14 protein-coding genes and 1 pseudogene are annotated in these 15,147 nt (G+C 40.2%); 3 read left to right on the forward strand and 12 right to left on the reverse strand.

All coding sequences use genetic code 11. The features are described from left to right. Window positions 1-38: 38 nt before the first annotated feature. The 6 genes from ttcA to EXT43_RS04675 all read right to left on the reverse strand — a co-directional run bounded on the left by ttcA (window position 39) and on the right by EXT43_RS04675 (window position 4,892). Window positions 39-932, reverse strand: coding sequence for a tRNA 2-thiocytidine(32) synthetase TtcA (ttcA, locus tag EXT43_RS04650; RefSeq protein ID WP_054561325.1), 894 nt, complete (start codon window positions 930-932; stop codon window positions 39-41). A 226-nt stretch (window positions 933-1,158) separates the two neighbouring features. Continuing rightward, complete coding sequence (locus EXT43_RS04655) at window positions 1,159-1,578, reverse strand: hypothetical protein (protein ID WP_130166467.1); 420 nt, start codon at window positions 1,576-1,578, stop codon at window positions 1,159-1,161. A 118-nt stretch (window positions 1,579-1,696) separates the two neighbouring features. After that, window positions 1,697-2,011, reverse strand: a complete 315-nt coding sequence (locus tag EXT43_RS04660; RefSeq protein ID WP_130166468.1) for a hypothetical protein — start codon at window positions 2,009-2,011, stop codon at window positions 1,697-1,699. A gap of 11 nt (window positions 2,012-2,022) precedes the next feature. Beyond that, entirely contained in the window at window positions 2,023-2,916 is an 894-nt protein-coding gene (ppk2, locus tag EXT43_RS04665) for a polyphosphate kinase 2 (RefSeq protein WP_130166469.1), read from the reverse strand. A 496-nt stretch (window positions 2,917-3,412) separates the two neighbouring features. After that, window positions 3,413-4,081 carry a DUF2987 domain-containing protein gene (locus EXT43_RS04670; protein ID WP_054561320.1) on the reverse strand — a complete coding sequence of 223 codons (669 nt, stop codon included), beginning with the start codon at window positions 4,079-4,081 and terminating at the stop codon, window positions 3,413-3,415. Further along, the gene (locus EXT43_RS04675) at window positions 4,074-4,892 is read right to left on the reverse strand and encodes a glucosaminidase domain-containing protein (protein ID WP_058584850.1); all 819 of its coding nucleotides are present in this window, start codon (window positions 4,890-4,892) and stop codon (window positions 4,074-4,076) included. Before EXT43_RS04675 ends, EXT43_RS04670 begins: the two co-directional genes overlap by 8 nt. 214 nt (window positions 4,893-5,106) lie before the next feature. Between EXT43_RS04675 and EXT43_RS04680 the strand changes: the two genes are divergently transcribed. Continuing rightward, window positions 5,107-6,402, forward strand: a complete 1,296-nt coding sequence (locus EXT43_RS04680; RefSeq protein WP_055021046.1) for an anti-phage deoxyguanosine triphosphatase — start codon at window positions 5,107-5,109, stop codon at window positions 6,400-6,402. Between the two features lie 101 nt (window positions 6,403-6,503). After that, complete coding sequence (locus tag EXT43_RS04685) at window positions 6,504-7,595, forward strand: DUF481 domain-containing protein (protein ID WP_130166470.1); 1,092 nt, start codon at window positions 6,504-6,506, stop codon at window positions 7,593-7,595. A 68-nt stretch (window positions 7,596-7,663) separates the two neighbouring features. Here EXT43_RS04685 and EXT43_RS04690 read toward each other — a convergent pair whose 3' ends face one another. From EXT43_RS04690 to EXT43_RS04715, 6 genes and pseudogenes are all read right to left on the reverse strand, one after another. Then, on the reverse strand, window positions 7,664-9,817 hold the full coding sequence (locus EXT43_RS04690; RefSeq protein WP_130166471.1) for a prolyl oligopeptidase family serine peptidase: 2,154 nt from the start codon (window positions 9,815-9,817) through the stop codon (window positions 7,664-7,666). A 162-nt stretch (window positions 9,818-9,979) separates the two neighbouring features. Beyond that, window positions 9,980-10,981 (reverse strand): annotated as a pseudogene (locus EXT43_RS04695) (branched-chain amino acid aminotransferase); the annotation flags it as partial. 178 nt (window positions 10,982-11,159) lie between these two features. Continuing rightward, window positions 11,160-11,948: an SDR family oxidoreductase gene (locus tag EXT43_RS04700; RefSeq protein WP_063704783.1), complete on the reverse strand. Its 789-nt coding sequence runs from the start codon at window positions 11,946-11,948 to the stop codon at window positions 11,160-11,162. Between the two features lie 21 nt (window positions 11,949-11,969). Beyond that, window positions 11,970-12,473 (reverse strand): Mpo1-like protein, encoded by a 504-nt coding sequence (locus EXT43_RS04705; protein WP_130166472.1) that lies wholly within the window; start codon window positions 12,471-12,473, stop codon window positions 11,970-11,972. A 104-nt stretch (window positions 12,474-12,577) separates the two neighbouring features. Then, window positions 12,578-12,982: a hypothetical protein gene (locus EXT43_RS04710; protein WP_130166473.1), complete on the reverse strand. Its 405-nt coding sequence runs from the start codon at window positions 12,980-12,982 to the stop codon at window positions 12,578-12,580. Between the two features lie 54 nt (window positions 12,983-13,036). After that, a complete protein-coding gene (locus EXT43_RS04715) occupies window positions 13,037-13,699 on the reverse strand; it encodes a Crp/Fnr family transcriptional regulator (RefSeq protein WP_130166474.1) in 663 nt (220 codons plus the stop codon). Window positions 13,700-13,808: 109 nt separating this feature from the next. Between EXT43_RS04715 and EXT43_RS04720 the strand changes: the two genes are divergently transcribed. Then, window positions 13,809-15,098, forward strand: coding sequence for an amidohydrolase (locus EXT43_RS04720; RefSeq protein WP_055198688.1), 1,290 nt, complete (start codon window positions 13,809-13,811; stop codon window positions 15,096-15,098). The last annotated feature ends 49 nt before the right edge of the window (window positions 15,099-15,147 follow it).

Genomic DNA, 15,147 nt, shown 5'->3' on the forward strand with positions numbered 1-15,147 from the left:
CCAGTTTGGGGCTTTTTTTATATACAGTTTGGGGGTTTTTATATATTTGTTACATCAATAAATAATGATTCATCAATGTTTGTTGATGAGACCACCGCCTCGCTAAAGTCATAGCTTTCACGATTGCCTTCTCTATCAAGTGGTAAATTTTCAAAATCAAATAAGTTTCTGTCTGCAAGCTGGCTTGGGCTAACATTTTGTAAAGACTTAAAGATACTCTCAACACGACCTGGAGTTTTCTTATCCCACTCAGTCAACATGGCTTTGATTGATTGACGCTGCAAGTTTTCTTGTGAGCCACATAAATTACAAGGAATAATTGGGAAGTCTTTGTGCTCAGCGTATTTAATTAAGTCTTTTTCACGGCAATATGACAACGGACGGATTACCACGTTACGTTCATCATCAGAGCGCAATTTTGGTGGCATCGCTTTTAGTCGCGAACCATGGAACATATTTAAGAACATTGTCTCAACGATATCATCCATGTGATGACCAAGTGCTAGTTTGGTTGCACCAATTTTTTCTGCAAATGAATAAAGTGTGCCGCGACGAAGTCGTGAACACAGACCACAGGTTGTTTTGCCCTCTGGTACTTTTTCTTTTACTACTGAGTAAGTATCTTTATCAACGATGTAATACGGAATATTTAGCGTTTCAAAGTAATCAGGCAAAATGTGCTCAGGAAAACCAGGTTGCTTCTGATCAAGGTTTACTGCAATCACTTCAAATTTAATCGGCGCTGCTTTTTGTAAATTAAGCAAAATATCTAGCATTGCAAAAGAATCTTTACCACCACTGATACATGCCATAACAACATCACCGTCTTCGATCATGTTGTAATCAGTAATTGCGTTACCAACATGCCTTCTTAGACGCTTTTGAAGTTTATTAAATTCAAGAGTTTCTTTTCTAGTATCAGTTTGATTCATTTGCTCTGCTCATACAGGCTTTTGTTAGCCATGTTTCATAGTAAAAAGTTCGGCGTGGATTATACGGACTTTTTGAGCCAGTTGAAATAATTAGCATGGGATAATTAAAGCGCTTCACTCGTAGAGATACCACGTAAAGCACAGCGCTTAGGGAATAGGCCCACAGGTTCATCAATTTACAGGCTGAAAGCTCTAATTTTCTGACCTCTGTAAACTGACTGCTGATTTATTTTACAGTGCATTTGTAACGAGAAGCTGTACAAGCAAGGTCAGGCCAATCATCTCTGCCCCAACAGTATTTATCATTTCTAAGAGGTTTTAGATGCCAAACCACAGGCTTGCCCTTTTTATCTAAGCGGGTTTCATTTTCAAGCTGCACACGGATTAAATTTTTCTCTGCTGAGAGAATATTATAAACGAAGGTTTTTCTCGCTTCAGACGCGGAAATATAGCCCTGCTCATCATAAGAGATTTCTAATATTTTATTTTTAAACGTTATGGTATGAAAATTAGCTTCACAAACTGGGCTATTTGTAGACTGCCATGAGCCTTGCAACTTAGTTTGCATTTCTTGTTTGATAGGTGAATGACTGCTACAAGCTGAACATAGCAGTAAAATAACAAAAATAGGCGCTGAAGTTTTCATTAAGATGCTTTTAAGTCCCTGAAAAAGTAAGGTTTAGCATATCGAGAATCGTAAAAATGTCCAGCTATACGCTTAATAAAAAACAAAGGGCATATGAGCCCTGTGCCCTTTGTTAACTTTAAGCGCTTTTAGTTTTAGCTTTTTTATTCTTTGCCATTCGTTTAGCACGTTTTATTGCCGACTTTTTCGACGCATTTTTCTGCGCTATTTTTAACACTTTGGCCTCTTTTAATTGCTTTTTAGCTGCTTTCAAGCGCTTTTTAGCATTTTCGGCTAGGTTCTCTGCTTCACTAGCGCACTCTACAGCTGCTTGTGCTTTTAGTGCTGCATCTTTTGCGATTTCAGAGGTTCTAGCCACTTCTTTTTTACTCTTTTCGAGAATTTTTTCGAGCTTAGCAAGACGCTTCTCAAATACTGACTGTGAATTTTGCATAGTATTCTCCTTCACTGACGTGCAGACATGCGGGTAGGTTCAGTGACAATAAGCGGGTCGAGACGATTCACAATTTCGTGATCTTTTTCTGGATAATCCAAACAGCTTAAGAAATGACGCATGCAGTTGATACGCCCGCGCTTTTTATCATCAGAGCGAATTTGTGTCCAAGGTGCATCCTTAGTATGGGTATGAAACATCATGGCATCTTTGGCATCACTATAATTATGCCATTTAGCCAGTGATGCCATATCAACTGGGCTTAGCTTCCATTGTTTGAGTGGATCATTTTGGCGAGATTTAAAGCGTCTAAATTGCTCTTCTCTGCTGACCGAAAACCAATATTTAAATAGCTTTATCCCGCTATTCACCAACATACGTTCAAGTTGAGGTGTTTGACGCATAAACTCTAAATATTCGTGATCATCACAAAAGCCCATTACCTTCTCAACACCGGCTCGGTTATACCATGAACGGTCAAATAGTATAATTTCACCCTTGGTAGGTAGGTGGTTAATGTAACGCTGAAAGTACCATTGATCACGCTCTCTTGCAGATGGTTTTTCTAAAGCCACTACGTGCGCCCCACGAGGGTTTAAATGCTCCATAAAGCGCTTAATAGTGCCACCTTTACCCGCCGCATCACGACCTTCAAATAAAATCACAATTTGCTGGTTGGTCTCTTTTACCCAGCCTTGCATTTTTAAAAGCTCGATTTGCAGTTCGTGTTTATGGCGCTCGTATTCAACCACGTCCATTTTGCGTTTATATGGGTATTTACCGTCAGCATTCCACTTTAAGCTTGGGTTTTTAACATTTAGATCAAAAACCACACCTTGTTTCGCATTGGCTTCGGCTAATTTCTGTTGTTTAACTGATACAGGTTCGACATTGACTGTCTGCATAACGACTCCTTTTAAACTATAACTACCTATATTGAGATCTTTATAGTTTTACTTTAAGCCAGTTATTGCTAAGTAACTTGATCTAAATCTATATTTTTAATTCTTGAAAAATCATTTAAAAATAGAAGGTTAGCACTTAATAATTAAGTAAAAACAAGGATGCTAAAATAAAATTAAACCTTTTATCTATAGCAAGAAACAATCAGTAAAAACTCATATCTTCATACTGTTTTCAGATCTAAAAACACGCTAATTCTTAAATGCACAGCAATACAAATAGTTAGAAAAGATATGAATTAAGAGGAGTAATGTAGATAAAAGAAATAGTCAAAGTAACTGCACTGCTTACGATGAATTTCAGATTTTGATACTAAACCAAAATAACGAGGCAACTCTTTAAAAAAAGAGACATAAGAACTATCTGCTTCACAACGAAAAAAGGACCTAATAAGGTCCCTTTTGCCGATGTTTAAACGCTTTTACCAATATATGGTCGCTATTTAACAATCCACGGTGTGGCACTGATAAGCTCAGCATGACTGCTAAGCACTGTGTTATCGTCTTGCCAGTCGTCTGTTACTTTTATTGAACAACGCTGCTCCTTACAGCTAACGTCATTTGCCGAAATAGCATCTTGGCCGTTAAATTTAAGTACAACACCTTGTTGTTCAGGCAGTAAAAACCACATTAATTTGCTAACAAAAAAGCCTGATAAATCAGATAACAGCTCGTCAAATTCTTCATTTAACGTATATAAGTTCGCTTTACTGAGTTCAAAATCAGCCAGATCCGTTGCTTCAATTTGTAACTTTAATTGGCATTCATGTTTTGGATTTTCTGGTTGAACAACTATTACGGCTTTATCTGTATCAAGCTGCTTATCGAATGGTAAAAGTAGTTGAGCCTTATCTGTATAAGTTAAGTCAAACTCTTGTTTTTCTGTAATTATTTTACCTGATTTAATTGTGCATACTTCGTTGCTAGCAATATCAGACAAATAAAAGTTAACTTGAGCGTATTGAAACTCGCCTTTATTAACAACTTTTAAACGATCGTAAAAGCCATCATAGGCAACAACAAATTCTGTTGCAGCGGCCTTTGAAGCAACTGCACCTAGCGCAACCGCGATGGTTGCTGCTTTTAACCATGGAAGGAGTTTATTCATCAAAGTAAGCTCTGTTTTGATTTATCATTTTATTCAATTCTTCAATGTACGCTTCACGTCGTTCAGAGTAAGACAGTAAACCTTGTGTTAGCTTAGTTGCATCAATTGGCTTTTGCTGGCGACGTAAATCAGCACGAATTGATCTTAAATCTTTATACGCCGCATGGGTATTAATATTTTTAAAATAAGAGTTTACAGCAGCACGTACCGATTGAAATGCAGCCACTTCGTGAGCAGCTTCGTTGGCACGGCGACGAGGAACCATGCCACAGCCTTTTTTATAACACCACTGGCCGAAAAAGTTTAAGCCAATACGTGCAAAGCGTGACGTACCCCATGCTGACTCATTAGCTGCTTGCATAAGCGCAAGCTCTTTAGGAATAATATCAACACGACGAAGTGCCTGGGTAAGCGATAAAGTATCTATGGTGGTAGGCAACTTGTAGCTATTCAGTATTTTTTTAATATCTGATTGCTGTTTGCTACTTAGTGGCTCATTGTACTCCAGCATCATGCGCGCGATTTCTAAAGTCGCACGCTGCTGTAGAATCTTTTTATTTTCGGCCTCAACATGAGGGCGAATAAAATCAAAAAATGCATGTTTCTTTTCTTTCACATCAGTAAAAGCTGCAAAATCTGGCAGTTTCACATTATGTAATGGCTTTTCTTTTTTGATTACGCGCTGGGTCCCTTTTGGCGTTGTCTGCGATTGTTCAGACCCACTTTCTACTACTTCTTTATCTACAAATGGCGATAACAACGCCCATGCAAAAAAAGCAGCAAGTAAAGCTCGAAAAACGTAATTAAGCATGTATTCTCTCATATAAACTACTACTCATGTGCGGTAACGTCACGCACACACAAAGGCGAAGTATACCAAAACCGTCTATTTTTGGCGAATTTGCCCTAAGGAAATTACCTAAACCTTTACCAAAATAGCGTGATTTAGCGCCAATTTACTCGCAATTTTCAAGCGCTTGCGTATACTGAAAAGCAAGCAAACGAGAAAAAGGTAGGTTATTTTTATGTGCCAATCTTGGCAAGCTCGCATTATTGATCAGCAAAAATATCGTCCAAACGATAACCGCTCAGCTTGGCAAGTTGACCGCTCTCGAATCATCCACGCCGCAGCCTTTAGGAGGTTGCAGGCTAAAACCCAAATTATGGGTATTGGCTTAAATGATTTTTATAGAACCCGTCTGACCCATTCTTTAGAAGTTGCTCAAATTGGCAGTGGTTTATTACGTCATCTAAAAAAGCAGCACCCTGAATTTACGAATTTTCCGAGCGGTAGCCTACTCGAGACCCTATGTCTTGCTCATGATATTGGCCACCCTCCTTTTGGTCATGGTGGTGAAATAGCATTAAATTACATGATGCGCGAGCATGGTGGCTTTGAAGGTAACGCCCAAACATTAAGAATTGTGTCTAAGCTTGAGCCCTATTCTAATGGCTATGGCATGAACTTAACCAGACGCACCTTATTAGGCTTTATTAAATATCCAGCCTTTATTGATGATTTGTGGCACAGCATTCCACCTTTGAGTGAGCAACGTAGTTTTATTAAAGCTGACCATTGGCGACCAGCCAAAGGCTTATATAAAGACGATAAAGATGTTTTCGATTGGATCATTGAGCCACTGTCGAATAACGATAAAGCGCTGCTGAGTAGTCATTATAAGGTTGATGAGTTTAGAGCTAAAACCCATTACAAATCGATAGACTCAGCAATTATGGAATTAGCCGACGATATTGCTTATGCCGTTCACGATTTAGAAGATGCCATAGCTACAGAGGTTTTAACGCTGGCTGATTGGCAAAACCACGCCCTTGTACAATTACAAGAGCTCGATTCAGCGTGGCTAACTACCCATTTAAGCTCGATAACCGCCAGACTCTTTTCTCATCACGAGTATGAGCGTAAAGACGCTATTGGTGAGTTGGTTAACACCTTTATTATTAACGCTCAGTTAGTTGTACAAAACGCAGATTTCGAATCAGAAATACTGCAATACACAGTAAGCCTACCGGATGAATTTGCCGAAATTCTTAACGTGCTAAAACATTTTGTTTTTAAACGTTTAATTCGCGAGCCAAAGATGCAGCAAGTTGAATTTAAAGGGCAAAACCTGCTGATTGAGCTATTTAGTGCTTTTGCCAGCGACCCAATGCGCTTATTACCGGAAACAACCCAAGAAATGTGGCTAAATGCGCATCAGCAAGGTGATAATGCAATGCGCATAATATGTGACTACTTATCTGGGATGAGTGATGAATATGCTTATAAAACCTATCAGCGCTTGTTTTTGCCATCTGCTTAAGTAATTTTTGAACAGTAGTTAAAATTGTTCTAAAATCAAACAGGTTATAGTAATAACAATCTCACCCCTTGAATGCATTTTATTTAACATGGATTGAAATAATGCTCAAAAAATACCTGCTTATTATTGCTGCTGTAGCAAGCTCATTTGCTTGCTATGGTGCAGAATCACTTCCTGATCCGCTTCTTGAAGAACGCGGCATAATCATAAAAGATGCCACTCATTTCGATTGGGTACGGCTGAATTCGGGCGAATGGCTCAAAGGCGAGCTGGTCTCCATGTACGATAAAGAAATCGAGTTCGACAGTGATGTGCTCGACACCTTGATTATTGATCGCGAAGATGTCTACATGATTATCTCAGATCGTCACCATACCGTTCGCTTTAACGATGGTAATGAGCTAAGCGGCACATTAAATATCTCTGGTGGTTATGTAAAAGTTGGCGAACAAGAAGCTAAATACCGTTATCGCGATTTGGTCTCTATTGCTCCTTCAGTTGAAAGCGAACTCAGTGCATGGACAGTGAAAATATCTCTAGGTGCCGATATATCAAAAGGTAATACTGACCAAACAGAGTATTCGGCTCGTGCAGATATCAAGCGCCGTACGGCGTCTAGCCGTTTCCTCGCTGAGTTTTTAGGTTATCGCACCACCAGCGATGAGCAAGTCACTAAAAACAACATTCGCGCTAACGGTACCTTCGACTGGTTTCAGACCCAAAAAATGTATTACCGCCCTATCTTCTTTGAGTACTACCGTGATCCGTTTCAAAATATCGCTAACAAGTACACAGTGGGTGCCGGTGTTGGTTACTATGTAATGGATACCGATAAAACAGAATGGGATTTTTCAACAGGCCCTGCTTATCAAAAAACTGAGTTTGATACTGTCGCTACGGGTGAAGAAAAATCAAATTCATCTTGGTCATATTTTGTCGGCACTAATTACGAGCTAGAGGTCACCAAGAAAATTGATTTTACCTTTAATTATCGCTACCTAACTGCAAACAGTGATGCAGGTGGTGACTCTCAATATGCGATGGCTGCGTTTGAGTTTGAGATCACTGATGATATTGATTTTGATATGTCATTAGTATGGGACTATTTAGCTGACCCGATTGCCGATGAAAACGGTGTAGTACCAGAAAAAGAAGATTACAAAATGATTTTCGCGCTGGGTATCGATTTATAAACATCTCAATCAATCGATATAAAAACGCCGAGCTTAGCTCGGCGTTTTCATTTTAGTTAATAAATATCTTATAGCGATTTAACACCCATGTTATATAGGGTAAAGCCATAAATATCAGCGTATTGATCAATGATCTTACTTGTTGGTGTTCCTGCACCATGACCTGCATTTGTTTCAATGCGAATAAGATACGGATTTTGTTTCGCACCTTTTTCTTGTAGCTCGGCTGCAAACTTAAATGAATGCGCAGGCACAACACGGTCATCATGATCCCCTGTTGTTACTAAGGTTGCTGGGTAGCTAACACCCTCTTTTACATTGTGAACTGGTGAATAGCCTTTTAAGTACTCGAACATTTCTTTACTTTGTTCACTCGTACCGTAGTCATACGCCCAACCAGCACCCGCTGTAAAAGTGTGGTAACGCAGCATATCTAAAACACCTACAGCAGGAAGCGCAACTTTAAATAGCTCAGGGCGCTGTGTCATAACCGCACCTACTAATAAGCCACCATTTGAGCCACCACGTACCGCTAGGTAATCAGGTGAGCTGTATTGTTTTTCGTTTAAGTACTCAGCCGCAGCAATAAAGTCATCAAATACATTTTGTTTCTTAAGCTGTGTACCATTTACATGCCATTCTTTACCGTATTCGCCACCACCACGAATATTAGCAACAGCATATACACCACCGTGCTCAAGCCATGCCGCAATTGTAGGGCTGTAGCTTGGTGTTAGGCTCACGTTAAAGCCACCATAACCATATAAAATAGTCGGATTTTTACCGTTAAGTTCGGTGCCCTTTTTGTACGAAATTATCATCGGAACTTTGGTGCCATCTTTTGATGTATAGAACACTTGTTCAGAGATATATTCTTCGCTATTAAATTTAGCGCCCGACTTGCGGTACACATCAGACTTACCTGATTCAACATCAAACGAATAGGTATTGCCTGGTGTAGTGTAATTAGTAAATGAGTAATACAGCGTTTGTGCATCGTGCTTACCGCTAAAGCCATATGCAGTACCCACACCTGGCAGGCTGATATCACGCACCAATTTGCCTGATTTATCGTATTGTTTTACTTGTGAAATCGCATCAACCATATACTTAGCAAAGAAGTAGTCACCACCTTTTGAAAGGCTAAGCACATTGTCAGTTTCTGGGATTAAATCTTGCCAATTTTCAGGGCTTGGATCAGCTGCATCAACAGTTACAACACGTTTATTTGGCGCGTTTAAGTTAGTCACTAAATACAGTTTCGAGCCGTCATTATCAATAATTGAGGTATCTGAGTCAGTGTTATCTAAAATAGTCACTAGCTCGCTGTCAGGCTTAGTTAAATCTTTGATAAACAGTTTATTACCTGAAGTTGAAGTACTTGCAGCAATTATTAAATAACGATTATCACGGGTTACATCAGCACCAATATAACGATGTTTCTGAGCCTCTGTGCCACCATAAACTAATTGGTCATCTGCTTGTGCCGTGCCTAACTTATGGTAGTAAACTTTATGTTGATCTGTTTTTGCAGACAGCTCACTACCCTTTGGCTTATCGTAGCTCGAATAATAGAATCCTTCGTTGCCAAGCCAAGAAATACCGCTGAATTTTACATCGACTAATGCTTCTTCAATTGGTTGTTTAGTCGCTGTATCAATAATGATAATTTTACGCCAGTCACTGCCGCCTTCAGAGATTTGATAGGCCGCTAGCGTGCCGTCCTCTGTGAATGTTAAGCCCGACATTGAGGTTGTGCCGTCGCTACTGAAAGTATTTGGATCTAAGAACACCTCAGCTTCTGAGTCACCTTTTTTACGATAAACTACATACTGATTTTGCAGACCATCGTTTTTATAAAAGTAGGTGTAGTCACCCTCTTTAAATGGCGCTGTGACTTTTTCGTAGTTCATCAACTTTTCAAGCGTAGTTTTTAGCTCATCGCGATACGGAATATTTTTTAGATAAGAAAAGGTAACGTCATTTTCGGCTTTAACCCACTGGGCTGTTTCGTCGCTCATATCGTCTTCTAACCAACGATACGGATCGGCTACTTTCTCACCGAAGTATTCATCAACAACATTGCCTTTTTTAGTTTCTGGATAATTCACAGCAGCTTTAACCTCTGCAGTTTTTACTGTTTGTTCTGTTTTTGTTGGGGTAGATTCACCGCAGCCCGCCAATGCAACAACAATTGCACATGCTAGTGTTTTCTTGATCATAATAAATTTACTTTTAGTTATTGTTAATAAAATGAAAGTAAAATTAAAGCACTAGAATGTCTAGTAATTTGCGGTTAAACACAGGAAGTGCTGTAAACCAATGTAAAAACAAAAAAAGCCACGTAGTAACGTGGCTCTTCAAAGCATGTATTTGCTCAGCGATTATACTTTTGTTAACCAGCCATGAGTATCTGCTGATTTGCCCCATTGAATATCGTTCAATGCTTGGCGTAATTTAGCAACTTTCTCACCTGGTTCACCCGACCCCACTTTAAACTCTTGGTCGTTATGAATAAGTGTGCCAACCGAGGTCAGTACCGCAGCGGTACCTGATAACGCAGCTTCAGTACCTGGTTTAGCGGCTCTTTCTAGTAACTCAGACACAGTAAAGTTACGCTCAGATACTGTCATACCTAAATCTTTCGCAATCGTTAAAATACTATTACGCGTCACACCGTGTAGGAATGTGCTATCAAGTGCTTTTGTGATGATTTCATCACCATCAATTAGAATGAAGTTTGCAGCACCCGTTTCTTGTACATCACCACCAGGGCAGAATAAAATTTGGTCTGCTTGATGCTCTGAGCGAGCTTCTAAGATTGGACCTAATGCACTTGCATAGTTACCACCACTTTTAACCATACCCATGTGTGGTGCACAGCGCATGCCGTCTTCTTCAAGTAATACACGTAATGCTGTAGCACCGCCTGAGAAATAATCACCTACTGGCGAAAGCAATACGTAAAGCAAGGAACTCATTGACGGCGCAGCCGCTTTACCAATTGCCGCTTCTGTACCAATGTGAGTTGGGCGAATATACATTGAACCCGGCGGTGTTGGTGTTTCGTCTGCGTACTCTTTTACAATGTCTTTGATCATTTGCTCAAGCATGCTTTCGTCAAAGTCAGGTAAGTTTAGTAACTTAGAGCTTTGTTTCATACGAGCAATGTTAGCATCCATACGAAAGATATAGACCGAGCCATCTTCGTGACGAAATGCTTTTAATCCTTCAAAACAGGTGCTTGAGTAATGTAATACGTGAGCACCCGCATGTAATTCGATTTTATCAGATGGGACCAGCGCGCTTTCACTCCATGAGTTATCAGCAAAACGTGCTTGGATCATTTGTGGCATAAATACAGTACCAAATGCGGCCATTGTTGTTCTCTCTTGTTTGGACTACTTTTACCCCATTGTATGCTAATCCATCCCCGTTTAACCATAGCAAACTAGTGCCTTTTATCGATTAAAGTGATAATAATCCGACCATTTGGTACAAAAAATGCGCAACCCAAGTTGCGCATTGTTTACTGAGAATCATTCGCTAACAAATGATAATAAATTATCTATAGTTCATTTTTGCTGTGAGTCGATTAAAAAAGCCCGGAAAAAAACGCTTAATAGTCGGTGCTAAACCACTTATTCCTTCACCAATAACGACCTCATCTTTCTCGGCTTCAATGGCTTTGATCATTTTTGCAGCCGCTTTTGCCACATCCATGCCGTTTTCGATTGATTGTTCTGGTTTATTTTGCGGCTTACCTTGGCCATCTAACGAATTATGCGCAATCGCTGTTTTAATTGAACCCGGGCAAATAGTCAGGCAATTCACATTTTTATCGGCTAATTCTGCTCTTAAGCAATCCATAAAGCCAACAACCGCATATTTAGAGCCCGAATAACCAGTTCTGAACTTTGAACCGACTTTACCCGCCACACTGCTAATTGAGACCACCATGCCCATACCTTGGTTAACCATCTGGGGTACGACCGCCTTGGTTAAGGCAATTAAACCAAAGTAGTTTACTTCCATCAGTTGGCGATACACAGTGAATTCATTTTCTAAAAATAAACTGCGCTGCGACACTCCACCGTTATTGATAAGCACATCAATGCGGCCAATTCGCTCAATCACTGCGGGCATATCTTCAAGTAAGGCTTCAGGTTTCGCCAAATCAAGAGCGACCACGTGATGATTGCCACCGAGCCGTTTATTCAGCTTATTGAGCTTATCTTCATTGCGGGCAGACAGTATTAGCGTTGCCCCTTTAGCTGCTAGTTGCTCACAAAGTGCCTCACCAATCCCAGAAGATGCCCCTGTAACCCAAACTGTTTTGCCATTTAATTGCATGTGTGTTCCTTATTATTGTTGTTATGCTTTGTTAGGCCCTGCATGTTGTTCAATATGATCAGCAATATCTTTATAAAAACCAAGCATAATCAAGAACTCTGCTAATACAAATAACGGCCCTATGACCAAACCAATTAAATCATCAACAAAGGCTGGCTTTTTACCTTCAAAATAGTGACCAATAAACTGAAACACCCAACCAACAACGAAACTGCCAATGCTCACAGCTAGCCATAACTCTGTTGAAAGCGACACCACAGGCTCAGCAGCAATGCTTAACAAACTTAAGCAAACAGCCATAATTAACCCCATAGATAAGCTAAGCATTAAGTAATAAAGACAGGTGAGTACAATCACCATGGTTGCTAAAGAGATGACAGCAGGCTCTGAGATAAGCGTGACGCGTTGTAATAAACAAGTAATTGCAAACACAATTAATGGAATGCCAATAAAGTGAGTGTAAATATTGCGTTTAGAACGGTGATAGAGGGCGTAATTTGTCAGTTGTTGTTTTAATGTTTTCATTGTTTTTCCTGCCAAAACTGTGTTCAAAATTCAGATTAGCAGAAAATTCACCAACAAGAATGTCAACTAGCCGACATTTTAAGTTGCTAGCTTAAACTCACACATTAAACCAGCGCATCAATATCTTTGCCTTTTTCAGCTTCTGGTCGCATATCCATGCGTTCGCGACCTTTTTGATACTCTTCATCGAGCATCGCTTGCAGCTCATTCATTTTTTCTTGCAGTGCTTTAGTATCGGCACCTTGTTGTTGCATTTGTTCAGCAAGCTTCTCTATTTGCGCTTTTATTTCATCAATTTTCTCTTTATCAACCCCGAGTCGCTGATAAACCAAAGCTTCTTGTGCCTGCGCTAAAAAAGAGCTGGGCTCAGGCTGCTTTTGTAAAAGTTGTTGTGCTGAAGATGTAGGCGTATGTATGGCTTTCACACCCTCAGTGCGAGCCGTTTGCGACAGCTTAGCTGTAGCCGAAGCGTGATAAGGGTTATATTGATTATGAAATGTAATTGCCACAAGTTGTCTTCCATTTAAGCTTGATTACAACCTTGTAGCAATTTTAGTTCCAAGCTAGCATTGAGATTGCAATTTATCGATATCAATAATCTCAATCGTTTGATATTTAAGATTAATAATTGAATCAGCTTGCAGAGATTGTAAAATTTGGTTAATGGTTTGCCGTGTTAAATAGGTCATATCGGCAAGTTGTTGCTGGGTAAGCGGCAAACAACTTTGGAGTGACGACTGATAAAGCATGCACAACCGCTTACTCACCTTTTGCTTTGCTGTAAGGAGTGCGTGATCTTCTAATGAGTCAAACAGGTTTCGCACTTTGTTGGTAAGCAGCAGACCAAAATCATGCCAATAAGCAGGATGCTCTTGTAATAACTGAGTTAATGCCCGCTCAGGTACGTGTAAAAGTCGTACCGCAGTTTGAGCATACACATCGTGGGTGCGCTTACCACCATCAAACAGAGCAACTTCACCAAACCACATAGCACTGGTTACAAAACTGAGCACGGCTTCTTTGCCTTGGCTATTAACCCCAGAAACTCTAAGCACGCCATTAATAACACAATACAGACCGGTATTTTCATCACCACGCAAAAACAATGCATCACCCGCATTTAAGGTGATTAATTTAGCATTTTTTACTAGCTTGTCCCTAAATAATTGTGTGCGATTTTTAAACCATTTGTCTTGGTTAATTACCGAAAGGTCTTGTTCATTCAAGTGTTTATCCTTTACATTGTTGTAGTGTGCATATATCCAAGCCACCTCAAAATGCAGAATTCAGCGTTTCACAGGTTATTTGGATATCTAAATAATAAAAGGATACGGGATGTTAAACAAACTACTTTCGACCAGCCTACTTCTCAGTGCTATTTCTACACCTGCATTTGCTAGTGATATTAATACTGAACTTAAATCTGCCAATAAAAGCGTCAGCGAAAAAGTCATTAAATGGCGCCGTCATTTACACCAATACCCAGAGCTTAGTAACCGTGAGTTTGAAACAGCCAAATACGTGGCTAAGCATTTACGTTCGTTAGGCCTTGAGGTTCAAACAGGTGTGGCTCATACCGGTGTGGTTGCCAAACTTAAAGGGGGCAAAAAAGGTCCGCTCATTGCGCTACGTGCAGATATGGATGCACTACCTGTAAAAGAGCAAGTAGACTTACCTTTCGCGTCAACTCAAACAACAGAGTACAAAGGCAATACCGTTGGCGTAATGCATGCCTGTGGTCATGATAACCATGTGGCTATTTTAATGGCAGCCGCTGAGTCTTTAGTAAAAATTAAAGACCAACTAGCGGGTGATATTCTGTTTGTCTTCCAACCTGCTGAAGAAGGTGCTCCTGATGGCGAAGAAGGTGGTGCTGAGCTGATGCTTAAAGAAGGCTTATTTAAAGAAAAGCCAGAAGCCGTATTTGGTTTACACGTAACCAGCTCACTTAATACCGGACAAATTGGTTTTCGTGAAGGGCCGCTAATGGCCAGCGCCGACAAATTTACAATCACAGTAAAAGGTCGCCAAACTCACGGCTCACGTCCTTGGAATGGGGTTGACCCAATTGTGGCGTCATCACAAATTATTATGGCAACACAAACCATTGCCTCACGCCAAGTTGATGTAACCAAAGCGCCTTCTGTGGTTTCATTTGGTGCCATTAACGGCGGTGTGCGTAACAACATCATCCCTGATGAAGTTGAAATGGTTGGCACAATCCGTACCTTTGACCAAGAAATGCGTGCTGACATTAAAAAACGTTTAGCTAAAACCGCTGAGATGGTAGCTGAATCAGGTGGCGCAGAAGCCCATGTTCACATTGATCATGGTTACCCAGTAACAGTGAACGATGTTGAATTAACCAAGAAAATGACACCAACTCTTGCTGGTGTGGTTGGCAAAGAAAACCTGATCACAACGCCACTTATCACAGGTGCCGAAGACTTTAGTTACTACGCCTTAGAAACACCAGGCATGTTCTTTTTCTTAGGTGTTACACCAAAAGGTCAAGATGCAGTTACAGCACCTAGTAACCATTCACCACACTTTTTTGCAGACGAAAAAGCTTTACAGCTTGGCGTAAATGCAATGACGCAATTAGTGGTTGATTACCTAAAATAATAAAAATTTTCTTACCGGCGGGTGACATCACTACCCGCCCTATTTTCTT

Source organism: Pseudoalteromonas sp. CO109Y (genome assembly GCF_004208935.1).
Classification (GTDB): Bacteria; Pseudomonadota; Gammaproteobacteria; order Enterobacterales; family Alteromonadaceae; genus Pseudoalteromonas; species Pseudoalteromonas shioyasakiensis.